Origin of the sequence: Streptomyces sp. NPDC029526 (genome assembly GCF_040637405.1) — a bacterium.
In the GTDB taxonomy this organism is placed as follows: Bacteria; Actinomycetota; Actinomycetes; order Streptomycetales; family Streptomycetaceae; genus Streptomyces.
In genome coordinates this window covers 33,404-57,411 of sequence record NZ_JBEZWE010000001.1, presented here as the reverse complement: position 1 = coordinate 57,411, position 24,008 = coordinate 33,404, and the positions used below count along the sequence as shown (strand labels likewise).

At 74.5% G+C, this 24,008-nt stretch carries 24 protein-coding genes; 11 read left to right on the top strand and 13 right to left on the bottom strand.

Annotated elements, in window-relative coordinates; translation table 11 throughout:
- The first annotated feature begins 132 nt into the window (after positions 1–132).
- Positions 133–1,581: a hypothetical protein gene (locus tag AB0F01_RS00285; protein ID WP_362088853.1), complete on the top strand. Its 1,449-nt coding sequence runs from the start codon at positions 133–135 to the stop codon at positions 1,579–1,581.
- Between the two features lie 90 nt (positions 1,582–1,671).
- Here the strand turns inward: AB0F01_RS00285 and AB0F01_RS00280 are convergent, their stop codons facing one another.
- Positions 1,672–2,085 carry a VOC family protein gene (locus AB0F01_RS00280; protein WP_362088852.1) on the bottom strand — a complete coding sequence of 138 codons (414 nt, stop codon included), beginning with the start codon at positions 2,083–2,085 and terminating at the stop codon, positions 1,672–1,674.
- A gap of 276 nt (positions 2,086–2,361) precedes the next feature.
- Between AB0F01_RS00280 and AB0F01_RS00275 the strand changes: the two genes are divergently transcribed.
- The 3 genes from AB0F01_RS00275 (at position 2,362) to AB0F01_RS00265 (ending at position 5,523) form a co-directional block, all read left to right on the top strand.
- Positions 2,362–3,960 (top strand): ABC-F family ATP-binding cassette domain-containing protein, encoded by a 1,599-nt coding sequence (locus AB0F01_RS00275; RefSeq protein ID WP_362088851.1) that lies wholly within the window; start codon positions 2,362–2,364, stop codon positions 3,958–3,960.
- A gap of 384 nt (positions 3,961–4,344) precedes the next feature.
- Positions 4,345–4,566 (top strand): helix-turn-helix domain-containing protein, encoded by a 222-nt coding sequence (locus AB0F01_RS00270; RefSeq protein WP_030404458.1) that lies wholly within the window; start codon positions 4,345–4,347, stop codon positions 4,564–4,566.
- Between the two features lie 153 nt (positions 4,567–4,719).
- Complete coding sequence (locus tag AB0F01_RS00265; protein ID WP_362088850.1) at positions 4,720–5,523, top strand: enoyl-CoA hydratase/isomerase family protein; 804 nt, start codon at positions 4,720–4,722, stop codon at positions 5,521–5,523.
- Between the two features lie 85 nt (positions 5,524–5,608).
- On the opposite strand, the gene AB0F01_RS00260 is transcribed toward AB0F01_RS00265, so the two are convergent.
- Complete coding sequence (locus AB0F01_RS00260) at positions 5,609–6,547, bottom strand: hypothetical protein (protein ID WP_362088849.1); 939 nt, start codon at positions 6,545–6,547, stop codon at positions 5,609–5,611.
- An 85-nt stretch (positions 6,548–6,632) separates the two neighbouring features.
- Between AB0F01_RS00260 and AB0F01_RS00255 the strand changes: the two genes are divergently transcribed.
- From AB0F01_RS00255 to amaP, 5 genes are all read left to right on the top strand, one after another.
- Complete coding sequence (locus AB0F01_RS00255) at positions 6,633–7,127, top strand: Asp23/Gls24 family envelope stress response protein (RefSeq protein WP_362088848.1); 495 nt, start codon at positions 6,633–6,635, stop codon at positions 7,125–7,127.
- Positions 7,128–7,462: 335 nt separating this feature from the next.
- The gene (locus AB0F01_RS00250; RefSeq protein WP_362088847.1) at positions 7,463–7,648 is read left to right on the top strand and encodes a hypothetical protein; all 186 of its coding nucleotides are present in this window, start codon (positions 7,463–7,465) and stop codon (positions 7,646–7,648) included.
- Between the two features lie 3 nt (positions 7,649–7,651).
- Positions 7,652–8,035 (top strand): hypothetical protein, encoded by a 384-nt coding sequence (locus AB0F01_RS00245; RefSeq protein WP_362088846.1) that lies wholly within the window; start codon positions 7,652–7,654, stop codon positions 8,033–8,035.
- Positions 8,032–8,724 carry a DUF6286 domain-containing protein gene (locus AB0F01_RS00240; protein ID WP_362088845.1) on the top strand — a complete coding sequence of 231 codons (693 nt, stop codon included), beginning with the start codon at positions 8,032–8,034 and terminating at the stop codon, positions 8,722–8,724. Before AB0F01_RS00245 ends, AB0F01_RS00240 begins: the two co-directional genes overlap by 4 nt.
- Positions 8,721–9,308 carry an alkaline shock response membrane anchor protein AmaP gene (gene amaP / locus AB0F01_RS00235; protein ID WP_362088844.1) on the top strand — a complete coding sequence of 196 codons (588 nt, stop codon included), beginning with the start codon at positions 8,721–8,723 and terminating at the stop codon, positions 9,306–9,308. Before AB0F01_RS00240 ends, amaP begins: the two co-directional genes overlap by 4 nt.
- 81 nt (positions 9,309–9,389) lie before the next feature.
- On the opposite strand, the gene AB0F01_RS00230 is transcribed toward amaP, so the two are convergent.
- The 11 genes from AB0F01_RS00230 to AB0F01_RS00180 form a co-directional block, all read right to left on the bottom strand.
- Complete coding sequence (locus AB0F01_RS00230) at positions 9,390–10,145, bottom strand: SDR family oxidoreductase (protein ID WP_362088843.1); 756 nt, start codon at positions 10,143–10,145, stop codon at positions 9,390–9,392.
- A 4-nt stretch (positions 10,146–10,149) separates the two neighbouring features.
- Entirely contained in the window at positions 10,150–11,940 is a 1,791-nt protein-coding gene (locus AB0F01_RS00225; RefSeq protein ID WP_362088842.1) for a glycoside hydrolase family 15 protein, read from the bottom strand.
- 33 nt (positions 11,941–11,973) lie between these two features.
- Positions 11,974–12,336 carry a hypothetical protein gene (locus tag AB0F01_RS00220; RefSeq protein WP_362088841.1) on the bottom strand — a complete coding sequence of 121 codons (363 nt, stop codon included), beginning with the start codon at positions 12,334–12,336 and terminating at the stop codon, positions 11,974–11,976.
- A complete protein-coding gene (locus tag AB0F01_RS00215; RefSeq protein ID WP_362088840.1) occupies positions 12,333–12,941 on the bottom strand; it encodes a sigma-70 family RNA polymerase sigma factor in 609 nt (202 codons plus the stop codon). The genes AB0F01_RS00220 and AB0F01_RS00215 overlap by 4 nt, the downstream gene beginning before the upstream one ends.
- Entirely contained in the window at positions 12,938–14,500 is a 1,563-nt protein-coding gene (locus tag AB0F01_RS00210) for a sodium:solute symporter (RefSeq protein WP_362088839.1), read from the bottom strand. Before AB0F01_RS00210 ends, AB0F01_RS00215 begins: the two co-directional genes overlap by 4 nt.
- 203 nt (positions 14,501–14,703) lie before the next feature.
- Positions 14,704–15,504, bottom strand: coding sequence for an SURF1 family protein (locus tag AB0F01_RS00205; RefSeq protein WP_362088838.1), 801 nt, complete (start codon positions 15,502–15,504; stop codon positions 14,704–14,706).
- A gap of 58 nt (positions 15,505–15,562) precedes the next feature.
- Positions 15,563–15,796 (bottom strand): hypothetical protein, encoded by a 234-nt coding sequence (locus AB0F01_RS00200; RefSeq protein WP_109379926.1) that lies wholly within the window; start codon positions 15,794–15,796, stop codon positions 15,563–15,565.
- 101 nt (positions 15,797–15,897) lie between these two features.
- Positions 15,898–16,878 carry a DEDDh family exonuclease gene (locus AB0F01_RS00195; protein WP_362088837.1) on the bottom strand — a complete coding sequence of 327 codons (981 nt, stop codon included), beginning with the start codon at positions 16,876–16,878 and terminating at the stop codon, positions 15,898–15,900.
- Between the two features lie 250 nt (positions 16,879–17,128).
- Positions 17,129–18,136, bottom strand: coding sequence for a CopD family protein (locus tag AB0F01_RS00190; protein WP_362088836.1), 1,008 nt, complete (start codon positions 18,134–18,136; stop codon positions 17,129–17,131).
- A gap of 321 nt (positions 18,137–18,457) precedes the next feature.
- On the bottom strand, positions 18,458–19,840 hold the full coding sequence (locus AB0F01_RS00185; RefSeq protein ID WP_362088835.1) for a CoA transferase: 1,383 nt from the start codon (positions 19,838–19,840) through the stop codon (positions 18,458–18,460).
- Positions 19,841–20,013: 173 nt separating this feature from the next.
- Positions 20,014–21,546, bottom strand: a complete 1,533-nt coding sequence (locus tag AB0F01_RS00180; protein WP_362088834.1) for a S8 family serine peptidase — start codon at positions 21,544–21,546, stop codon at positions 20,014–20,016.
- Positions 21,547–22,007: 461 nt separating this feature from the next.
- Between AB0F01_RS00180 and AB0F01_RS00175 the strand changes: the two genes are divergently transcribed.
- Both AB0F01_RS00175 and AB0F01_RS00170 read left to right on the top strand, forming a co-directional pair.
- Positions 22,008–22,364, top strand: a complete 357-nt coding sequence (locus tag AB0F01_RS00175) for a DUF485 domain-containing protein (RefSeq protein WP_362088833.1) — start codon at positions 22,008–22,010, stop codon at positions 22,362–22,364.
- Entirely contained in the window at positions 22,361–23,989 is a 1,629-nt protein-coding gene (locus AB0F01_RS00170; protein WP_362088832.1) for a cation acetate symporter, read from the top strand. Before AB0F01_RS00175 ends, AB0F01_RS00170 begins: the two co-directional genes overlap by 4 nt.
- Positions 23,990–24,008 lie beyond the last annotated feature (19 nt).

Sequence of the window (24,008 nt, the reverse complement as noted above, 5' to 3'; positions counted from 1 at the left end):
ACCGTTCAAAGCCGTACGACTGGCCTGATATCGCCCCTCGACCGCCCGTGCGCGCCCGCGTGTTGGCCTCCCGCGGCACCGCTCGCGGCCCTCCGTTTGGGATTTCGGACCGTCACCCGCAAGACTGCATCCGTGACGTCCCGTATCCCGCGCGACTCCAGGCTTCGACTCGTTGGCCCACGTCCCCTGGCCGCCGCCCCCGCAGTGATCGACCAACGGCGCCCGCGCCGTCCCGCGCCGCGCCCTCCGCAGGGCACGCCCGCCCGCTCCGAGCTGGCCGGAATGGCTCGCTCCGGTCTGGCCGGCGCGGCCCGCGTCGCCCGCTGGGCGGACACCGCCCTCGGCCCCGGCCGGGGCAGCCCCACGGACGACGGCAAGGCCACCCTCTCCGACGCGAGCGCCGAACGCGCCGCCGCCGACCTCGGCCTGACCCCGGCCCAGGTCCGCGCCGACTGGGACACCGCCCGCCTCGCCGGTCTCGTCGAGGTGCACGGCGGCAGCGCCCGCCCCGGCTGGCGGCTGCGCGCCTGGAACCGGGACGACAGCGCGGTGCTGCGCGGCTGGGTGGCGCTGTTCGACGCCTGGTCGCTCGCCGTCCCGGAGCCCGCGGACCAGGAGCCGGCGGCCGTCGCCGAGGTCGTCTCGGCCATGCCCCAGGTGCTCTCCTTCCTCCAGCTCTCCGCCGGCCCCGTCCCGGTGTCCCAGCTGCTCGACCTGCTCCAGCAGCGGGTGACCGAACTGCGCACCGCGCGCTGCGAGATCGACTACGCCGACCGCGGCGAACCGGACGAGCCCGGTGCCGCCGGGGTTCACGGCCTCCGCCTCGCCCCCGCCGCCGCCGAACCCCCCGCTCCCGCGCCCGCCCCGCTGGAGCCCCTCCTGGACTGGTCGCTGCGCGCCCTCGCCTCCGTGGGCGCCCTCACCTACGGCGCCGGGCAGGCGACGCTCACCGCCCTCGGCAGCTGGGCGGTCTGGGTCAAGCTGGAGCAGATCTGCGTGGCCGCCCAGAGCCCGGCCGGCAACATCGAGCAGGGCGCCGAGGACATGCTCCGCGGCTGCGCCCAGCTACGCCCCAACGCCGCCCGCGCCGAGTACCGCGCCTGGCTGGCCGCCCGCCCCGTCGGCAGCGCCGTCACCGAACTGATCGGCGCCGCCCGCGGCGAGGACGCCCTGCTGCGCGGCCTCGCCTTCGAGGCGCTGCGCGTGGTCGGGGCGCCCGCCGAGCCCGAGGTGCGCGCCGTCCTCGACGACCCGACGCTGCGCCCCTACGCGCTGCTGTGGCTCGCCGAGCACGACGGCGCCGACCCGGAGGACGCCCACGAGGTCCTCACCCGGGAGGAGGCGACGTGGCTGTGGGTGGACACCGCCGCCGCCGTCGCCGACCACGGTGAGGCGCCGCTGCTGGTGCGGCACCTGGAGTCCGCGGTGCAGCCGACCGTGCCCGCGCTGCTCAAGGAGGTCCGGGCGGTCGGACACCCGCGCACCGTGCAGGTCCTGGTCGCGCTCGCCGCCGCGCACCCCGACCCGGCGCTGGCCAAGGCCGTCCGCCGGGCCGCCTTCCAGGTGCACACCGGAGGCTGACGGCACCCGGCGGCGCGCTCCGGCCGGCCCCGGGGCCCCGCGGCCGGCGGTGTGCGTCAGGTGAATGCCAGGTGTGCGCCGCGGTGCCCGTCAGTCGGGGACCCGGGGCGCGTACGTGCCGAAGCTCCAGATGTTGCCCTCCAGATCGCGGGCCATGTAGTCCCGCGATCCGTAGTCCTGGTCGGTCGGGGGCATGAGGATCTCCGCGCCCTGCTCCACCGCACGGGCGTGGTGCGCGTCCGCGTCCTCCACCACGACGTACGCCGCGGCCGGGCCGGCGTCCTTCATCGCGGTGTCGAAGGCGCCACCCCGGCCCTTGGAGCCGAGCATCACCACGCCGTTGCCCTGCGCCAGTTCGGCGTGCGACACCGCGCCGTCGCCGTCCTCGTACAGCGCCAGCGTGCGGAACCCGAAGGCCTCCGTGAGCTGCCGCACGGCCGCTTTCGCGTCCGCGTACAGCAGCGTCGGGACGATGGTCGGACGCGCTCCGTCCGTGTCTGCCATGGCGATCACTTCCTCGTGTCTCGCGGCGGGATGTGCCGATTCTTCCGATCCGCCGCCCAGTGTGACACCGGCCACTGACAACGCCCCGCGGCCCGCCCCACGCCCCCTCCGGGAACACCCGGACGCAGAAAAAGCGGTTGCCACGCCCCGTTAGAATGGCCCGCATGGCCATTCTCCTCGCGCATTAGACGGCGGGACCGTCCTCAGCCGCCCACCGCCACCCTCCCCGCTCGTGACTCCGACCGAGCCGGGACCCCAACGCCCAGGAGTCTGACCGTGATCTCCGCCTCCGGCATCGAGCTGCGCGCCGGTGCCCGCGTCCTCATCGAGAGCGCCACCTTCCGGGTCGCCAAGGGCGACCGCATCGGCCTGGTCGGCCGCAACGGCGCCGGCAAGACCACCCTCACCAAGGTCCTCGCCGGCCAGGGCATCCCCGCGGCCGGCACCGTCACCCGCTCCGGCGAGGTCGGCTACCTGCCCCAGGACCCCCGCACCGGCGACCTCGACGTCCTCGCGCGGGACCGCATCCTGTCCGCGCGCGGACTGGACGTGCTGATCCGCAAGATGCGGGAGAACGAGCAGCGCATCGCGAGCGGCCAGGGCGCCACCCGGGAGAAGGCGCTGCGCCAGTACGAGCGGCAGGAGACCGAGTTCCTCACCAAGGGCGGGTACGCCGCCGAGGCCGAGGCCGCCACCATCGCCGCCGCCCTGAACCTCCCCGACCGGGTGCTGGGCCAGCCGCTGCACACGCTCTCCGGCGGTCAGCGCCGCCGTATCGAACTGGCCCGCATCCTCTTCTCCGACGCGGACACCCTGCTGCTCGACGAGCCGACGAACCACCTCGACGCCGACTCGATCATCTGGCTGCGCGACTACCTCAAGACCTACCGCGGCGGCTTCATCGTGATCTCCCACGACGTCGACCTGGTCGAGACGGTCGTCAACAAGGTGTTCTACCTGGACGCCAACCGCGCGGCCATCGACATCTACAACATGGGCTGGAAGCTCTACCAGCAGCAGCGCGAGGCCGACGAGAAGCGCCGCAAGCGCGAGCGGGCCAACGCCGAGAAGAAGGCCGCCGCGCTGAACGCCCAGGCGGACAAGATGCGCGCCAAGGCGACCAAGACGGTCGCCGCGCAGAACATGGCCCGCCGCGCCGAGCGGCTGCTGTCCGGCCTGGAGGAGGCCCGCCAGTCCGACAAGGTGGCCAAGCTGCGCTTCCCCGAGCCCGCCCCCTGCGGCAAGACCCCGCTGATGGCCGAGGGGCTGTCGAAGTCGTACGGCTCGCTGGAGATCTTCACCGACGTCGACCTGGCCATCGACAAGGGCTCCCGGGTTGTCATCCTGGGCCTCAACGGCGCCGGCAAGACCACCCTGCTGCGCCTGCTCGCGGGCGTCGAGCAGCCCGACACCGGCGCCGTCGTCCCCGGTCACGGGCTCAAGCTCGGCTACTACGCGCAGGAGCACGAGACCCTCGACCAGGACCGCACGGTGCTGGAGAACATGCGCTCGGCCGCCCCCGACATGGATCTGGTCGAGGTCCGCAAGGTGCTCGGCTCGTTCCTGTTCTCCGGCGACGACGTCGACAAGCCGGCCCGGGTGCTCTCCGGCGGCGAGAAGACCCGCCTGGCGCTCGCCACCCTGGTGGTGTCCGCGGCGAACGTGCTCCTCCTCGACGAGCCGACCAACAACCTCGACCCGGCCAGCCGTGAGGAGATCCTCGGCGCGCTGCGCACCTACAAGGGCGCGGTCGTCCTGGTCACCCACGACGAGGGTGCCGTCGAGGCGCTCCAGCCGGAGCGGATCATCCTGCTCCCGGACGGCATCGAGGACCTGTGGGGCGCCGACTACGCGGATCTCGTCGCCCTCGCCTGAGCGACTCCTGGTGAACGGCCGGTCACGCACCGCGGGTGCGGGGCCGGCCGTCGGTCGTGATCCACTCGGGATGGATCATTCGGCCCATCGGTGATCCACCATCTGTGTGAGATCTCCTCATCCCGAGGTGTGTCCTACACGGATTTCCCCGCCGTGTCCGGCATGGGCCGGGGGTCGGCGGAAGCGACCCCCCTGACCAGGGACTTCGCGGAAGAACCCGTTCGGCGGTGCCGTCGGCACCGCCCGGAATCTCTTCTTCCGGTTGTGGGGGTGTGCTCCTGTCGTCACAACCTTGTCCCATCGACCTTGCCGAATGGGTGGCCATCGGGCCCGGTAGGGGTGATCATGAGAAGACCAGAGCGCACTTCCCATGAGGAGGCACGGGTGGCCGAGACTCTGAAGAAGGGCAGCCGGGTGACCGGCGCCGCGCGCGACAAGCTCGCGGCAGACCTGAAGAAGAAGTACGACGCCGGTGCAAGCATCCGGGCGTTGGCCGAGGAGACCGGCCGCTCGTATGGCTTCGTGCACCGCATGCTCAGCGAGTCGGGCGTCACGCTCCGAGGGCGTGGCGGGGCGACCCGGGGCAAGAAGGCCTCGTCGGCCTGATCCCGGCGCCGCGGTTCCGAGGGTGACCACCCGGTCGGGCGACTGACCGGCCGGGTGGTTACTGTGCAGTCACTTAGGTGTGCCAGGGTGCGAGGTCCCCGGGATCCCGCCGTCCCCGGCACGCACGACGACCGCACCCATCGGAGGCGCCCCATGGCTTCGCCCGCCCAGGACCTCGGTCCGGTACTCGACAAGGACGGCGTACGGCTGACCGTGGACGACGCGATCGCCACGGTGACGCTGACCAACCCCGCCAAGCGCAACGCGCAGAGCCCGGCCCTGTGGCGGGCGCTGACCGAGGCGGGCCGGCTGCTGCCGGGCTCCGTCCGGGTCGTGGTGCTGCGCGGGGAGGGCAAGTCCTTCTCCGCGGGACTCGACCGGCAGATGCTCTCGCCCGAGGGCATCGAGGGCGAACCGTCGTTCGTCGACATGGCGCGCGGCGACGAGGCCACGCTCGACGCGATCATCGCCGAGTACCAGGAGGCGTTCACCTGGTGGCGGCGCAGCGACCTGATCTCCATCGCCGCCGTCCAGGGCCACGCCATCGGTGCCGGGTTCCAGCTGGCGCTCGCCTGTGATCTGCGCGTCGTCGCCGACGACGTGCAGTTCGCCATGCGCGAGACCAGCCTCGGCCTGGTCCCCGACCTGACCGGCACCCACCCGCTGGTCGGACTCGTCGGCTACGCCCGCGCGCTGGAGATCTGCGCGACGGGCCGCTTCGTCCTGGCCGAGGAAGCCGTCAACACGGGCCTGGCCAACCTGGCGGTGCCCGGCGGTGAACTCGACGCCGCGGTGCAGGACCTGGCGGCGGCGCTGCTGGCCGCGCCCCGCGACGCCGTCATCGAGACCAAGGCGCTGCTGCGCGGCGCCCAGGAGCGCACCTACGAGGAGCAGCGCGTCGCCGAACGCGCCGCCCAGGGCCGCCGGCTGCGCGACCTGGCCGGCCTCGGCGACTGACACCGCCCCGGCCGACCGTCCTGGTCACGGCTGCCGCGCGACAGGCTGCCGCCCGCCCGACCGCCGCTGGCTCGGCCGCCGCTCGCTACTCGGCGGCCGTGACCAGGACGGCCACCGCCGGACGGTCCGGCAGCGCCGCTGCCACCGCCGCGCGGACGGCCAGGGCCACGTCCAAGGCACGGTGCCCCGTGCCCACGGCGAGGTCCACCCGCACCTGCCGGTGCGGCAGCGCGGCCTCGCCCGGCACCGACGTCAGCCGTACCGCGCGGCCCGGCGAGCCGGTCAGCCGGGCGACGCCCGGCACGGCCAGCGCGGCTTCGGCCACCCGCCGCTCGTCACCGTCCTCCGGGCCGGCCACCGGGCCGTTCTGCGGACCGTCCTCCGGTCCGGCCGCCGGGGGGCCGTCCCCGTCCGCCGGCGGGCCGTCGGCCCCGGCTGCCGGAGTCGCGTCCGCGGCCCCGCCGGTGCCGGGTGCGTCCCGCGCCGTCTCGACCGGGGACGGCCCGGACGGCCCGGACGGCCCGGACGGCCCGGGCGATCCGGACGACCCGGTCGGCTCGGACGACGCCGCCGGTGCCGCCGGCGCGTCCCGCCGGTCTCCCGCGACCGGCCGCGTGGCGTCACCGGAGCCGTCCAGGAGGTCCGTGACCCGCAGGTCCACCTCCTCGACCACCAGCCCCACCCGTTCGGCGCAAGCCCGCACCAGTGCCCTCCGCAGCCGCTCCGCCGCCACGGGCAACGGCTCCGCGGCCGTCGCCGCGCACTGAGCCGTCACCCGCAGCGGGCCCGGCGGCAGGGCACTCGGCGGCGCCGGTACGACCGGCTCACCCGCCGACCCCGGCGCGGCGAGCGCGATCCGCAGCGCGCCCAGGCGCACGCCGTCCACGTCCCGCACCGCCGACCGCAGGACCGCCGCCGCGGCCCGCTCGGCGATCCATGCCCCGTCGTGGGGCCCGCCCAGGGGCAGGAACCGGCCCAGCCCCACCTGCTCCCGCACCGCTCGCGTCCACCGCTCAGCCGTCATTCCTCCAGCCTGCCGCATCCCTGGCGCGCGACCACGCAACCGCGCATACGGTGGTCGTAGGACCACGACCGGAAGGACGCGCGGCATGACCGACATGACCGAGGGCGGCTCCACGAGGACCGCCGAGCTGGAGAAGACGTCGGGCGAGACCTCCCGCAAGGGGCAGCCCACCCGGCGTGGCGGCGGTGACCCGGCCGGCCGGGGCCGCACCACCATCGCGGACGGCGTCGTCGAGAAGATCGCGGGCATGGCCGCCCGGGACGTGCTCGGCGTGCACGCCATGGGCAGCGGGCTGTCCCGCACCTTCGGGGCCGTGCGGGACCGGGTGCCCGGCGGGTCGAAGGCGGTGACCCGGGGCGTGAAGGCCGAGGTCGGCGAGGTGCAGACCGCGCTCGACCTGGAGATCGTCGTCGACTACGGGGTGTCCATCAAGGACGTGGCCCGGGACGTCCGGGAGAACGTCGTGGCGGCCGTGGAGCGGATGACCGGTCTGGAGGTCGTCGAGGTCAACATCGCGGTGAGCGACGTCAAGCTGCCCGACGAAGAGGACGACGAGGAGCCCGAGTCCCGGCTCCAGTGAACCCGTGACCGGGCCGGGACGCGCGGGCGGGCGACGACGTCGTCCGCCCGGCCCGGCGACCGGCCGCACGCGGGCGCGGTCGCGCGGCGGCAGGGACGTCGCGGAGGCAGGGACGGTCGCACGCAGGGACAGTCGCGCAGGGAGCACGGAGCACGGAGCACGGCGCGCGGCCACGAGGGTGCGCGGCCACGACGGGTCGGCCGTGCGGGAGCGCACACGCGGCCGCGCACCCGCACGGCCGCGCACACGGGAGCAGCAGCGGCGACGGGCACGGACGGGCACGGACGGGCACGGACGGTACGGACGGGTACGGCTGAGGAGCTGAGGAGCGCACCATGAACATGGCCGTGGTCGGCATGATCGCCGGCATGGCACTGGGCTTCGCCGGATACTTCGGCGGGTTCGGGGCATTCCTGCTGGTGGCGGCCCTGGGCGCGGTGGGGTTCGTCGTCGGGAGGTTCCTCCAGGGGGACCTGGAACCGGGCGACCTCTTCCGCACCCGTGACGAACGGCGGCGGTGACCGGTGACCCCGGCGAACACCGTCGCCGGTGAGCTCGGCCGGGGCCCGGGCGTGGTGGCCCCGGGCGACCGCGGCGCGACCCGGATCGCCGACCGGGTGATCGCCAAGATCGCCTCCCGGGCGGCGCGCGAGGCACTGGGACCGCTGCCGCCGGACGCCGCCCCGCCGCACGCCACGGTCGTCGTCCACCACGACACCGCCCGCTTCCGGGTGCACGTCGAACTCGACTACCCGGGCGACCTCGGCGACCGCTGTGCCCGGGTGCGCCACCGGGTGACCGAACGCGTGACGGACCTGGTGGACCTGCACGTCACCGAGGTCGCGGTCGAGGTGGAGCGGCTGCACCTGACCGCGGCCCTCGGCGCGCCCCGGGGGAGGACCCGATGAGCGGGGCCCCGGAGCGGCACGCGACGGACCGGGCCCCGGACGCCGGGACGGGCACCGGCACCGTGTCGCCCGGCTCCGGGAACCCCGCCCCCGGGCACCCCGGCCCCGGGCCGGAACCCGCGCCCGCGGACCGGGACCTGCCGGGCGGGCACCGCCGTTTCTGGTCCACCCGCCGGGTGCCCGCCGCCCTGGTGGCCCTGGTGCTGCTGGTGGTCGCCGGCGCGTTCCTCTACGACGTCGCCGCGGTCCGCGCCGGCCGCCCCGCGTCGGCCTGGCGCCGCGAACTGGCCCGGCAGCTCGCGGAGCGGCCCCTCGACGACCTCTGGGTGCGGATCGGCGCCGGGGTGGCCGCGGCCCTCGGGCTCTGGCTGCTGCTGCTCGCCCTCACCCCCGGCCTGCGGGCCCTGCTCCCGATGCGGCGCACCCACCCCGACGTGCGGGCCGCGCTGCACCGGGACGCGGCGGCGATGGTCCTGCGGGACCGCGCCATGGAGGTGGCCGGGGTGCAGGCGGTGCGGGTCCGCGTCCGGCGGCGCCGCGCCGACGTGCGCGCGGTGTCGCACTTCCGTGACCTGGACGACGTCCGACACGACCTGGACCTGGTGCTCGCCGAGGCGGTCCGGGGGCTGGGGCTCGCCCGGCCGCCCGTGCTGTCCCTGCGGGTGCGACGGCCCGGACGGAAGGGGTGAGAGCGGTGCTCACGACCGTCAACCGGGTGCTGCTGGGCATCGCGGGACTCGTGCTGGTCGCACTCGGCGGCTCCGTGCTGGCGGTGGGCTTCGGGGCGCCGGCGCCCTCCTGGTGGATCCACCACGGGCGGCACGACGTGCTGCTGGACGCGTCGGAGCGGACCCGGTGGCGGGCGGAGGACTGGTGGTGGCCGGCCGTCATCGCCGCGCTCGCGGTCCTGGTCCTGCTCGCCCTGTGGTGGCTGGTCGCGACGCTGCGCCGACGGCGGCTGGGCGAGGTGTACCTCGACACCGGGGACGGCGAGGGCGCGACGCTGCGGGGGCACGCCCTGGAGGACGCCCTGGTCCGGGACGCCGGCCAGGTGGACGGCGTCCACCGGGCGCGGGTGCGGCTGACCGGCCGGGCCGACGCCCCGGCGGCCCGGGTCCGGCTCCAGCTGGAACCGGACGTGGACCCCGGCACCGCCCTGGACACCCTCACCTCCGGCGCCCTCACCCACGCCCGCACGTCGGCGGGCACGGCCGCGCTCCCCTCCGAGGTCCGCCTGCGCGCCGTCAAGCACGGTGCGGAGCGGGTGAGTTGACCGGCCCGCCGCGGACACCGGCGAGGGCGCCGCGTTCAGAATCTGTGCCGGACGCCGTTCACAAGCCGTGCCGGACGTCGTTCAGAACCCGTGCCGGACGCCGCCGTCCACCGGCAGCATCACGCCCGACAGGTACGAGGCGGCCGGGGACAGCACGAACGCCGCCGTGCGGCCGAACTCCTCCGGGGTGCCGTAGCGGCGCAGCGGGATCCGCGACTCGGTGGCCCGGCGCGTGGCCTCGGGGTCGGCGGACAGGGCGTCCAGCTCGCGCACGCGGTCGGTGTCGATCCGTCCGGGCAGCAGGCCGACCACGCGGATGCCGCGCGGACCCAGCTCGTCGGCGAGGGACTTGGCGAATCCGGCGAGCCCCGGACGCAGTCCGTTGGAGATGGTCAGCCCCGGGATCGGCTCGTGCACCGAGCCCGACAGCACGAAGCCGATGACGCCGCCCTCACCCAGTTCCGCCGCGGCCGTGCGGGCCAGCCGCACCGCGCCCAGGAACACCGACTCGAAGGCCGCCCGCCACTGCTCGTCGGTGGTGTCGGCGACGAACCCCGGCGGCGGCCCGCCCACGCTGACGAGGATGCCGTCCAGGCGGTGGAACCGCTCGCGCGCGGTCGCCACCAGCCGCTCCGGCGCCGTGGGGTCGGCGTTGTCGACGGCCACGCCGACCGCGTTCGGCCCCAGGGCCGCGGCCGCCTCGGCGACGTTCTTCTCCTCCCGCCCCGTGACGACCACCTTCGCGCCGTCGGCGACCAGCTCGCGCGCGGTGGCGTGGCCCAGCCCGCGGGTCGCCCCGGTGACGACGTACACCCGGTCCTTCAGTCCAAGATCCATGGCCCTATCCTGCCTCCTCGCCTTCTCCGCCGAACAGGGCGAGAGCGGTGTTCACCAGACCGATGTGGCTGAACGCCTGCGGCACGTTGCCCAGCTGCCGCCGGCCCACCGTGTCGTACTCCTCGGACAGCAGGCCCACGTCGTTGGCGAGTCCCAGCAGCCGTTCGAACAGCTCGCGCGCCTCCCGGGTCCTGCCGGTCATGTGCAGGGCGTCCGCCAGCCAGAAGGAGCACACCAGGAACGTGGCCTCGTCCCCGGGCAGCCCGTCCACCGCGGTCGTCGCGGCGGGCGTGTACCGGCGCAGCAGTCCGTCCCGTCCCAGTTCCGCGCGGACCGCCTCGATGGTGCCGAGCACCCGTGGATCGTCGGGCGGCAGGAAACCCACCCGGGGGATGAGCAGCAGCGCCGCGTCCAGTTCCCGGGAGCCGTAGGACTGGGTGAAGGTGTTCCGCTCGGGGTCGAAGCCCTTCTCGCACACCTCCCGGTGCACCTCGTCGCGCAGCTCGCGCCAGCCGTCGAGGTCGCCGTGGAGCTCCGGGTCGTCCTCCAGGGCGCGCACCGCGCGGTCCGCGGCGACCCACACCATGACCTTGGAGTGCACGAAGTGCCGTCGCCCGCCGCGTACTTCCCACAAGCCCTCGTCCGGCTGCCGCCAGACCGTGCGCAGGAAGTCCATCAGCACGGTCTGCAGCGCCCACACGTCGGGCTGCGCCGACAGGCCCGAACGGCGGGCCAGGTCCAGGGAGTCCATCACCTCGCCGTACACGTCGAGCTGGAGCTGGTTGACCGCCTCGTTGCCGACCCGTACCGGTGTGGCGCCGCCGAAGCCGGACAGCCAGGGCAGTTCGAACTCCGGCAGCCGCCGCTCGCCCGCCAGGCCGTACATGATCTGCAGGTCGGCCGGGTCGCCCGCGACCGCCCGCAGCAGCCAGTTCCGCCAGGCCTCCGCCTCCTGCTGGTACCCGGCCGCCAGCAGCACGTTCAGGGTCAGGGTGGAGTCCCGCAGCCAGCAGAACCGGTAGTCCCAGTTGCGCACCCCGCCCGGGTCCTCCGGCAGCGAGGTGGTGGCCGCGGCGACGATGCCGCCGGTGGGGGCGTACGTCAGCGCCTTCAGCGTGATCAGGGACCGGACCACCATGTCCCGGTGCGGGCCGTGGTACCGGCAGTGCGACGCCCACGCCTGCCAGTCCGCCACGCTGTGCCGCAGCGAGGTGTACGGGTCGACGAGCGGCGGGCGCGGCTCGTGGGAGGGGTGCCAGGTCAGCACGAACGCGACCCGTTCGCCCTCCTTCACCGTGAACTCCGAGACGGTGCTCAGGTCCTCGCCCCAGGTGCGCACCTCCGGTTCGCTGCGCAGCCACACCGAGTCGGGCCCGGCGACCGCGACCCGGTGCCCGTCGGCCCGGCGCACCCAGGGGACGACCGAGCCGTAGTCGAAGCGCAGCTTGAGCGTGCTGCGCACGGTGACCTCCCCGCTCACGCCCTGCACGATCCGCACCACGTCGGGGGCCCGGTGGCGTTGGGGCATCAGGTCGGTGACCCGGACGGTCCCGCCGTCGGTCTCCCACTCGGTGTCCAGGACCAGGGTGTCCTGCCGGTAGGCGCGGCGCGTGCAGCGCTCCGCCCCGGCGGGGGCGATGCGCCAGTGCCCGTTGTCCTCGTCGCCGAGGAGCCGGGCGAAGCACGCGGCGGAGTCGAAGCGGGGCAGGCAGAGCCAGTCGATGGAGCCGTCCGTGCCCACCAGGGCAGCGGTCTGCTCGTCGCCGATGAGCGCGTAGTCCTCGATACGGTGCACGAGGTGCGGGTTCCCGGCCGCCCGGGCCCGCAATCAGGTCGGGAGCCGGGGGAGTGACGGGCCGTCGGCGGACGGGGACCCGGTGCCGGAGAAGATCACCCCGGGCTCGGCGGGCGCCTGGTTGAGCACCCACAGGCCGATCAGGACGGCCAGCGCGAAGACGACGGCGACCAGCACCGCGAGGACGAGCCGGCGCCGGCGTTCCCGGCGCAGCCAGGTCCCGCGTGCCGCGCGGTAGGCGTCCGGGTCGGGCAGCACACCCCCGGCGAGTGCGGAGAGGGCGTCGCGCAGCTCCCGTTCGGTGCGGTCGGCGCCCGGCGGTCGGGGCAGGGGCCGGTCGGGGCGGGCGGGGTCCGCGCCGGTGCCGTGCGACGGAGTCGCCTCTCGGTGCGTCATCGCCGGGCCTCCATCGCCTGGGTCAGCGCGGCGATGCCGCGCGAGGTGTGCGTCTTCACGGAGCCGCGGGTGATGCCCATCGCGGCGGCGATCTCGCGCTCCGTCAGCCCGAGCCAGTGCCGCAGCACCAGCGCCTCGCGCTGCCGGGTGGGCAGCTGCCGGAGCGCGTCGATCAGCACCCGTTGGTCGTCGCGGAGCAGCGCGGTGTTCTCGGCGGACGCGACGGTGTCCTCCGGGGCGCCCTGCGGCACGACGCGGCGCACCACCTGGAGGTGCCGTATCCGCATCCGGGTCAGGTTGCAGACGGTGGACCGCAGATACGCCTCCGCCGCGCCCACGTCCGTCAGCCGCCGCCACCTGCGGTAGACCTGGTAGTACGCCTCGGCCACCACGTTCTCCGGGTCGTCGGCGCCGAGCAGGACGGCGAGCCGCAGCATGGAGGAGTAGTGGGCCTCGAAGAGGCGGGCGACGCCGGCCTCGCGCTCCCGGTCGGCCGGATCGGCGGCGGCCGGCGGCTCCGCGCGGACCGCCGTCGGGGGCGGCGCCGGGGGAGGGGCCGCCGGGGCCGGCGGCAGGGTGCCGGGGGAGTGCTGTCGGCGTCTCACGTGGTGTTCGCTCCCGTCTCCGGGCGCCGCCCCGCCACCGGGCCGGACGGCAGGTCGGTGGCGTCCGCACCGCGCGGGACGCCGATGCGGTCCAGCGCCGGCGTGGCGGCGACCGCGACGGTCAGGTTGAGCAGCAGGGCGGCGACCCCGGCGTAGATCTCCACCGGACCGCCGGCGGGGCCGAGGGGCACGATCGAGGAGAACCCCTCGCGGACCACCAGCCACGTCCCGGCGGCCATGCCGACGGCCCACCCGGCGAGCAGCGCCCGCGGGTGCAACCACCGCGTGTACAGGCCCACGGCCACCGCCGGGAACACCTGGAGCATCCACACCCCGCCCAGCAGTTGCAGGTTGATGGCGGCCTGGTCGCGCAGCCCGAAGACGAACGCCACGGCGCCCAGTTTCGCCGTGAGGGAGACCGCCTTGGCGATGCGCACCTGGCGTTTGGGGGTGGCCGTCGGGTGCACGTACTCCACGTACACGTTGCGCACGAAGCTGGTCGCCGCGGCGATCGACATGACCGCCGCCGGGACCAGCGCGCCCACCACGATCGCGCCGAACACCAGCCCGGCGAGCGGGCCCGGCATGAGCCGGTCGACCAGCATCGGCACGGCCGCCTCCGCGCCGCCCTCGGGGGCGCGCACCCCGGCCGCGAGGGCGGCGATGCCCAGGAAGCCGAACAGCGCCAGCAGCGCCGTCCAGGCGGGCAGGCCCACCGTGACCTTGCGCAGGGTGCGTGGTCCGTCGGCCGCGAAACCGGCGGTGAGCACGTGCGGGTACATCAGCAGGGCCAGCGCGGAGCCGAGCGCGAGGGTGGCGTACGCGGGCTGCTGCCCGGGGGTCAGCAGCAGCGGCGAGTGGGCCGTGTCCGTCCCGCCGAGCGCGCGGGCCGCACCGTCGAAGACGGCGCCGGGCCCGCCGAAGCGCCGCAGCACCAGCCAGCACACCGCGGTGAGCGAGACGAACACCGCGACCGCCTTCAGAGCCGCGATCACGGTGGGCGCCCGCAGCCCGTGCCGGTAGGTCGCCACCGCGAGACCGGCGAAGACCGCCACCATCACCAGGTCGCCGGTCGCCCCGTGCGGGTACAGCCCGCCGGCGGTGAGCACCGCGCGGATCCCGAGCAGTTGCAGCGCCAGGTAGGGCATCGTCGCGAGGATCCCGGTCAGCGCCACCACCAGGGCCAGCGGCGGCGACCCGTACCGGCCGCGCACGAAGTCGGCCGCGGTGACGTAGCCGTGCCGCCGGGCCACGCTCCACAGCCGGCTCAGCAGCACGAACGCCAGCGGGCAGACGATCACCGTGTACGGCACCGCGAAGAACGCCGGCGCCCCGTTGCCGTACGCCAGCCCGGGTACCGCGGTGAAGGTGTACGCGGTGTAGACGGTGCCGCCGAGCAGCAGCCAGATCCAGCCGGCGCCGAGGGAGCGGTCGGCCAGCGCCCAGCTCTCCAGGGACGGCAGCCGGTCGCTGGGCCGGAGCCGGCGCGCGGTGACGGCGAGCAGCGACGCCCCGCCGATCACGGCGAGGAACGTCGCGGTCATGGCGCCGTCGGCCACGCGTCACCGTCCTAGGTGTGCCCTGTACCCGGTGGAGAGTTGCGCCACAGGCCGGTCCGGGGGACAGGAACGGAACGGCTGTCCGCTCCTGGGTCCGCGGCGGCCGGGTCCGCGGGCCCGCACACTCTCGCACACGGGGCGGGCGGGCCGGGAGGGGTGCACGGGCGGCGGCCGACGCACGGGGCGCTCGGGCGGGTTCCCGGTCAGACGGGGGCCGGCTCCGACTCCGGGGCGTCCGCCGGTCCCGCCGCCGGCCGGGCCGCCCGCTCCCGGGTCTCGCGGCGCACCAGCACCACCCAGCCGACCGGCACGGCCGCCGCGAACAGCCACCACTGCAGGGCGTACGCGTAGTTCAGGGCGGCGTTCTCCTCGCCCGGGCCGCCGAGCAGCTGCGGGCTGCCGTCCCGCGGCTCGGGCGCCGTCTGCACGACGTGGCCGCCGAGCACCTCGGCGCCCAGGCGCCGGGCCTCCAGCTCACTGTTGATCAGCATGATCTGCCGGTCGGGCAGGCCCTGGAGGTTCTTGATGCCGCTGGCCTCGGTGGTCTCGTCGGGCATCAGCCGGCCGGTGATCGTGACCTCGCCGGAGGGCGGCGGGGGGACGTCCGGGAACGCCGTCTGGCTGGGGCCGTCCGAGGGGATCCAGCCGCGGTTGACCAGCAGGACCCTGCCGTCCCGGAGGATCAGCGGGGTGAGGACGTGGTAGCCGACCTCGTCGTCGGAGTTGGTGCGGCGGCGCACCACGACCTCGGCGTCGGTGTCGAAGCGGCCCGTGGCGGTCACCGTGCGGTACCGCTCCTCGCGGGTCACGGCGTGGCCGGGGGAGGCGAGCCGCTGCACGGGCACCGGCTCCGCGTCCAGCGCCTCGGCGACGAGCCGGTTGCGGGCGGAGCGCTGTTCGTAGCGTTCCATCTGCCAGGAGCCCAGCCAGATCATCGTGGGGATGAGCAGCAGGGCGACCAGGGTGATGGTCACCCACTGGCGGGACAACAGGAAGCGGTACACCCCACGACCGTACAACTCGGTCGTGGGGTGCACGGAGGCGGGTACGCCCGGCGCGTTGTCACACCCGGTCCACGATGCCCGTCCTTCCCTCCGCCCGGGCGCAGTGGGCCCCGCAGTACCAGTGGCCCTCGGCCTCCACGCCCTGGCCGATGATCTGCACCCGGCAGTGCTCGCAGATCGGGGCCATGCGGTGGATCGCACAGGAGAAGCAGTCGAACACGTGCACGGCCCCTTGGGCGTGCACCTCGAAGGTCATTCCGTAACTGTTGCCGCATACTTCGCAGGTCGCCATGGGCCACAGGGTGTGCCGTCCCTCCCGTGGGGGCGAGCGGGCGGCAGGCGAGTCGCCGGGCAATCACCCGTCCGTACGGTCACCCGCCGGCCGGGGCCGGATCAGCCCTCGGACGCCGGTTCGACGTTGCCGAGCAGCTGTCCGAACGCCGCCTCGTCCACGACCGGGGTGCCGAACTGGCGGGCCTTGACCACCTTGGACGTCCCGGAGCCGGGGTCGTTGGTGACCAGGAGACTGGTCAGCCGGGACAGGCTGCCGGCCACGTGCAGCCCCGCCTCCGTCGCCCGGTCCTCCAACAGCTCCCGGTCGACGGAGGTGTCGCCGGAGAACGCCACCCGCATGCCCTGCTTGAGCGGCTTGCCCGGCTCGTACCGCCCCGGGTTGGGGTACGGGCAGGCGGGCCGTTTGCGCGAGGGGCGCCAGGTGGCCGGGCGTCCGCCGTAGGCGGCCTGCTGCCCGATCCGCGGCCGGTCCGACCACTCCGTCAGCGGCCGGCACTCGTGCAGCGGCAGCCGGACGTTCGCCGCCGCGGCGGCCCGCAGGCTGGGCCGGAACGCCTCGGCCAGCACCCGCGCGTCGTCCAGCGCGTGGTGCGCCCGCTGCTGCACGACACCGAAGTGCGCGGCCAGCGACTCCAGCTTGTGGTTGGGCAGCGGAAGCCGCAGCTCCTTGGCGAGGGCGATGGTGCACAGCCGCTGCCGCACCGGAGCCTCGGCGCGCGCCCGGGCGTACTCCCGGGCGATCATCTGCCAGTCGAAGACCGCGTTGTGCGCCACCAGCACCCGGCCCTCCAGCCGGGTCGCGAACTCCGCCGCGATGTCCCCGAACAGCGGCGCGCCCTCCAGCGCCTCGCTCGTCAGGCCGTGGATCCACACCGGGCCGGGGTCCCGCTCCGGGTTGACCACCGTGTACCAGTGGTCCTCGACCTCGCCGCGCGCGTCCAACCGGTACACGGCCGCCGAGATGATGCGGTCGTCACGGGCCAGCCCCGTCGTCTCCACGTCAACGACCGCGTAGCCCCGGGGATACGCCGCCGGCCACACGCCGGGGGAGGGGGCTGCGGTCGTCAGGTCTTCGAGCATGGTCACCGAGGATACGGGGCGCGGCCGACACTGCGGTCCGTCAGGTCCCCTGTCTCGCGCGGGCGTTCGCGTGCCGGATATGTCCGCGGATGCTCGATGTGTGCGGGTGGTCGTGACTCCTCGGCGAACGGCGAACGGCGAACGGCGAACGGCGAACGGCGGCCGGGGGCGGGGTTTCGCGGGCGAGTGCGGTGCCGTTGCCTGACGACTCGTCAAGTTAAGTGTGCTGCCGACGCGTTGCGCTCCGCGCTCACCAGCGGATCGGGACCGGGAGGGCCGTGAGCAGTCCCGACACCGCCACCACCAGGCCCAGGACGAACACCTCCGCCCGCGCGGGGGAACAGGCGGACAGCGGGTCGGCCGCCCGGCCCAGCCGGATCCGGGCCCACAGGGCGAGGGCGGCGACCCCCGCCATCAGCAGCACCTTGGCGAGCAGGACCCGGCCGTAGGCGGTGTCCGTCAACTGCTCCATGATCGTCTCGGGGGGCATCCTGCGCAGCGAACTGCCGATGCCCGTCGCGGTGAGGGCGGCCAGCAGGACGGCGGCCACCCGCGCGTAGAGGCCCAGCAGGGCGCTGCCCGCCTCCGTGACCCGCCACCGCCGCAGCGTGCGCAGGGTGTACACCAGGCCGCCCACCCACATCGAGGCGCAGGTCAGGTGCACCAGCGTCAGCCCGGAGCCCAGCAGGGGCGAGTACTCCGTGGTCGGGTGCGCGCGCAGCGCCTCCGCCACCACGACGGCGGCCAGCGGCCACACCTGCGTGCCGGGCCGGGCCGAGGCGGCGCACAGGGCGGCGGCGAGGAAGCCGTTGACCTCCAGGAGGGCGAGCTTGCCGTCCCGGGTGCCGTAGAGGCCGCCCACGTCGATGTCGGCGATGCCGCCGGGGACGAGGTTGCCGGTGGCCACCACGGAGGCCAGCCCCAGGGCGGCCACGAACCCCACCGAGTTGGCCACCGTGGACCAACTGCGGGGCAGGACGGGGGGCGCGCCCGGTACGGAACGGGCCAGCCGCCGCACGAACAGTTCGCCCACGGGCACGGCCAGCGCCGCGAACAGCACCGTCCGCAGCAGGGCTATGCCGCCCGTGCCGGGAGCCGGGTCCTCCCCCGTGCCGTCCAGTGCGGGAGCCGGGCCGAGCAGGGGTATGAGCGCGCCCAGCGTCACCAGGACGAGGACGGCGACGGCCGGTCCGACGCCGGAACGCCGCTCGCCCCTGTGGGCACCGGTCGTCCTGGACCGGGGGTTGGTCAGAGTCACCCCAGGATCTTCACAAGCGCCCGCGGAGCCGGGCAAGCCCGGGACCGAAGTGGGCCCGGACATTCCGTGCGTCATGCATATATCGGGACGGTTCCGTTCCGAGGCCGTTACATTCCCGGCGGCGGAAGGCCCCGCCGCCGGGTGCCGGAGGCCGCGCGCCCCCGGTCGGCAGCGCACGCGAGACGCCCCTTCCGTCCGCCTTCGTTCCCGACCGGCCGTCGTCCCCGTGCGCTTCGTCCCCGCCCGGCCGTCGTCTCCCCGTGCGCCTTCGTCTCCGTCCGGGTCCCGTCCCCCTGCGCCTTCGTCCCCGCCCCGCCGCCGTCACTCCCAGCGCGCCGCGTCCGCCCCCCACGGGCCGGGCGGACGGGTCCAGTCGCGCGGTCCGCCCGCGAACGTCACCGGGGGCAGGGCGTACCGCAGCCGGCCGAGCGGGCTGTCGGTCCCGGCGAGCCAGGGGCCGGGTTCCGGGGCCGGTGTCCCGGCGGCCGGAGCGTCCTCGAGCGCCGCCCCGGCGGGTGCGGACTCCAGCAGCCACCGCGCCGTACGGGCCAGCGTCACCCGGACCAGCCGGCTGCCGCCCGCCTCCGCACGGTCCGTCAGGGCCCGCAGCACGGCCGCCGCGAGGAGGTACCCGCTGCCGTGGTCGAGCGCCTGGGCCGGCAGCGCGCCCGGACGCCCGTCCCCGCCCTCGGCCGACGCGATGCCCGTGGCCACCTGCACCAGGCTGTCGAAGCCCCGCCGGCCGCCCCACGGTCCGTCGACGCCCCACGCCGACAACTGGGCCACCACCACCCCCGGCCGTCGCTCGGCCAGCGCCCGCGGGTCCAGCCCGAACCGGTCCAGCGCGCCCGGGCGGTAACCGGTGACGACGACGTCCGCACCGGCGAGCAGTTCCTCGAAGGCGTCCCGGCCCGTGGCCAGGTCGAGCAGGGCGGACCGCTTCCCGAAACCGGTGTCGGCGTGCTGGTCGGCGATCTCGGGCAGGCCCGGCGGATCCACCCGCAGCACGTCCGCGCCGAGCAGCCCGAGCACGCGGGTGGCGACCGGCCCGGCGATGACCCGGGTGAGGTCCAGCACCCGCACCCCGGCGGCCGGCAGCAGGGGACCTCCGTCCACCCCCGGCAGGGTCCGGCCGGGCGCGGAGTCCAGCCGGACGCGCTCCACCAGGGGCCGGCGCGCCACCGCCACGCCCTGCGGATGCGCCGCCCACTGCGCCGGCGTGCGCAGCGCGACCGCGAGCCCCCCGGCCGCGCTCACCGTGTCCTCCACCTCCCGCGCGGAGCGTCCGGCCAGCGCCGCCGCCACCGCGTCCGGGTCGCCGGGTACGTCCAGCGCGGCGAGCAGCCGCTCCCGGTGGTGCGGGTAGTTGGCGTGGGTGCGCACCCAGCCGTCCGCCGTCCGCCAGAACCGTGACAGCGGCGCGAAGGAGACCGGGGCCCGCCCGTCCACCCGCAGGTGCCGCTCACTGACGAACGCCGTCGCCACCGCGCCGTCGTCCACCCGTACGGCGGGCACCTCCGCGAGCCCCGCCCGGCGGGCCGCCAGTTCGGCGGCGGCCAGCGCGCACGCCGCCACGCACGTCCGTGCCGTCCGCCGCACCGGGAGCCGTGCCGACAGCACCTCCGGCCGCTCCACGGCCGTGACCCGGCCGAGCAGGCCGGGATCACCGCCGAGCGCGGACCAGGCGTCGGCCGTATCGGTCATCGTGCTTCCTCCGTGGACCCGGCCGCCCGGACCGGGGATGATCGGGGCCCCGCTGGAGCGGAAGCGGCCGGGACCGTGTGCGGTGGGCAGCATGCCGCACGGCGGGAGGGCCGGGCGAACCGCCCGGCCCTCCGTGTTGCGCTCCGGGAACCGTGCCCCGGTGGCGGTCCTGCCTACTTCACGGCGCGCAGCGCGTTGACGATGCCGTGGCCGTAGAAGCCGTTGACCAGCTTGCCGCCCTCGCAGGTGGCGTCCTGCACACCGTCGCCGTCCTGGTCGTAGGAGGCCGGGCAGCCCGGGTTGTCCGCCTGGGCCTTCAGCAGCGCCTGGACCACGGCGGGCGGGGCCCACGGGTGCTTGGACTTCAGCAGCGCGGCGACGCCGGCGGCGTGCGGCGCGGCCATCGAGGTGCCCTGGAGGAAGGCGTACTGCCCGTTCGGCATGGTGGACAGGATGCGGCCGTCCTTGGACGGGGTGTCCGGCAGCTGGTAGCGGCGGTCACCGCCCGGCGCGGCCACGTCCACGACCCGGTGGCCGTAGGTCGAGTAGTACGACTTCTGGTTGTCCACACCCGTCGCGCTGACCGTGACCACGCCCGGCAGCTGGGTCGGCAGATCCAGGCACTCGCTCGGGTCGATGGTGCGCTCGACCGGAGTGGTGTCGTTGGGACTGGAGGCGTCGTCGATCGCGTCCGAGGCCAGGTCGTGGTTGGAGTTGCCGGCCGACGCCACGTGCAGGGTGCCCTTGCCCTGGGCGTACAGCTGGGCGCGGTTGACCGCGTCCAGGATCGCCTTCTGGTCCGGGTCGTCCTTGCAGTTGTACAGCCACGGGTCGACGTAGTAGCTGTTGTTCGTGATCTCCACGCCGTGGTCGGCGGCGAACACGAAGGCGCAGACGACGTTCTCCGGGTAGAAGAGGCCGTTGTCCGGGTCGCTCACCTTGATGCTGGACACCTTCACACCGGGCGCGACGCCGGCCACGCCGATGCCGTTGCGGGCGGCGGCGATCTCACCGGCCACGTGGGTGCCGTGGTAGTCCTCGTCCGTGTACGGGCGCCAGGCACCCTCGCTGGTGTCCGCCACGCCGCCGACGCAGTTGGCGGACTGGGAGGCGGAGAAGTTCGGGGCGAGGTCCGGGTGGGTGTCGTCGACGCCGGTGTCGATCACGGCGACGGTCACCTTGCTGCTGCCCGGGTTGATCTTCGCGGCCTTGTCGGCGCCGATCGCCCGCAGGTCCCACTGGTCGGCCTCGAGCGGCTCGCTGTCCGGCGTCTTCGCCGAGGCGGCCCCGATGCGCGCCGCGTCCGCGGCCGTCACGTACTCGGCCGCGCCGACGTCGGTGGTGCCGGCCGGGGTCAGGGGCGCGGTGCGGGTGGCACCCGCCGACTGCACGCCCCGGACCTTGCGTATCTCCGTGCCGAAGTCCGGGTTCGCCGAGTGGACGACGATGACACCGATCCTGTCGTGGGTGACCACGACCTTCCCGCCGGCCTGGGCGATCGCCTTCTCCACCGACGCGATCGTGCGGCGGTCCGCCTTGGTGTTCACCACGTACGCCAAGGCGGGCGCGTCCGTCGCCTGCTCCGCCGTCGACGCGGTCCGCTCGGCGGCCGAGGCCGCCGCCGGCAGGAAGCCGAGCGAGGCGGTCAGCGACAGCGCGACGGGCACGGCGAGGGCGAGCCGGCGTCTGGAACGCAGATGAGCCATGGGGTCTCCACATCATCCGGAACGGAAGCTGCCCGAGACACAGGTGGTGCTCGGGCAGGTACATGACGGGTTGTGCAGGGTGAAGCTATCCCGCGAGGTCTCGGGCCAGCAACGTTTTCCCTCAAGGTCTTCACAGTCCGCGCCCGAATGTCCCGGAGGGTCCCCTGCGGTCCCCCGGACGGCTCTCCCCGTCCCCGGCCGCCCCCGCCTCTCCGTCCCCGCCTCTCCGTCCCCGCCTCCCCGTCCCGCGGCCCCGGCACCCGAGCTCGCGTCGCCCCGGGGCCCGGTCGCACCCGGCCTCCCACCCGCCTCCCACCCCGCCCCCGCCCGGCGCGTCCGGCCGGACGGAAAGAAGCAGAACCCGTTTGAACCACCCCCGGCCGGGCGCCGTGCCCTTGGGCAGGGAGCGCGAGGACACTCGCCTCCGTCCCTGTCGGACCGCACGATCGCGAGGAGACTCCGTGGCCGCCGAAGCACCGCCCCCCTCGACAGCAGAGACCAAACTCCCGACGCCGGAGGAGTTCACCGAGGTTCAGCAGAGCGCGGAGTTCGCCGAACTGCGCCGCACGCACCGCTCCTTCGCGTTCCCGCTGACCGTCGCCTTCATCGCCTGGTACCTGCTGTACGTCCTGCTGTCCAACTACGCGGGCGGCTTCATGGGCACCGAGCTGTTCGGCAACATCAACGTCGCCTTCGTCTTCGGCGTCCTGCAGTTCGTCACCACGTTCGCCATCGCCTGGTGGTACTCCCGCCACGCCGCCGCCAAGTTCGACCCGAAGGCCGAAGCCATCAAGACCCGTATGGAGGGCGGCGCATGAGCCCCTCGATCGCCCACGTCACCCTCGCCGCGAACGAGGCCAGCGAGCACCGCGGCCTGATCATCACCCTGTTCGCGCTGTTCGTCGTCGCCACCCTCGGCATCACCGTCTGGGCCGGGCGCCAGACCAAGGACGCCGCCGACTTCTACGCCGGCGGCCGGCAGTTCAGCGCCTTCCAGAACGGGCTCGCCGTCTCCGGCGACTACATGTCGGCCGCGTCCTTCCTCGGCATCGCGGGCGCCATCGCCCTGTTCGGCTACGACGGCTTCCTCTACTCCATCGGCTTCCTGGTCGCCTGGCTGGTGGCGCTGCTGCTGGTCGCCGAGCCGCTGCGCAACTCCGGCCGCTACACCATGGGCGACGTGCTCGCCTACCGGATGCGCCAGCGCCCGGTGCGCACCGCCGCCGGCACCTCGACCATCGTCGTGTCGATCTTCTACCTGCTCGCCCAGATGGCCGGCGCGGGCGTCCTGGTGTCGCTGCTGCTCGGCATCACCTCCGACGCCGGCAAGATCCTCATCGTCGCCCTGGTCGGCGTCCTGATGATCGTCTACGTCTCCATCGGCGGCATGAAGGGCACCACCTGGGTGCAGATGATCAAGGCCGTGCTGCTCATCGGCGGCACCATCCTGATCACCTTCCTGGTCCTGCTGAAGTTCAACTTCAACATCTCCGACCTGCTCGGCAAGGCCGCCGAGAACAGCGGAGCGGGAGCCGCCTTCCTGGAGCCCGGCCTGCAGTACGGCGCCAGCGGCACCACCAAGCTGGACTTCATCTCCCTCGGCATCGCCCTGGTGCTCGGCACGGCCGGCCTGCCGCACATCCTGATCCGCTTCTACACGGTGCCCAACGCCAAGGCCGCCCGGAAGTCCGTCAACTGGGCCATCGGCATCATCGGCGGCTTCTACCTGATGACCATCGCCCTCGGCTTCGGCGCCGCGGCCCTCATCTCGCGCACCGAGATCATCGAGTCCAACCCGTCCGGCAACACGGCCGCCCCGCTGCTCGCCCTGCACCTCGGCGGCGTCGACTCCACCTGGGGCGCGATCCTGCTCGCCACCATCTCGGCGGTCGCCTTCGCGACCATCCTGGCCGTGGTCGCGGGCCTCACCCTCGCCTCCTCGTCCTCCTTCGCGCACGACATCTACGCCAACGTCATCCGCAAGGGGAAGGCCACCGAGAAGGAGGAGATGCGTGCGGCCCGTCTGGCGACCGTCCTCATCGGCGTCGTCTCCATCGCCCTGGGCGCCCTCGCCCGCGACCTGAACGTGGCCGGCCTGGTCGCGCTCGCCTTCGCGGTCGCCGCCTCGGCCAACCTGCCGACCATCCTCTACAGCCTGTTCTGGAAGCGGTTCACCACCCAGGGCGCGCTGTGGTCGATCTACGGCGGTCTGATCATCGCCGTCGGCCTGGTGCTGTTCTCGCCCGTCGTCTCCGGCGACCCCACGTCGATGTTCCCCGACGTCGACTTCTCGTGGTTCCCGCTGAAGAACCCGGGCCTGATCTCCATCCCGGCCGGCTTCCTGCTCGGCTGGCTCGGCACCGTCCTGTCCAAGGAGGAGCCGGACACCGAGAAGTACGCGGAGCTGGAGGTCCGGTCCCTCACCGGCGCCGGCGCCCACTGATCCACCCCGCCCGACGGCC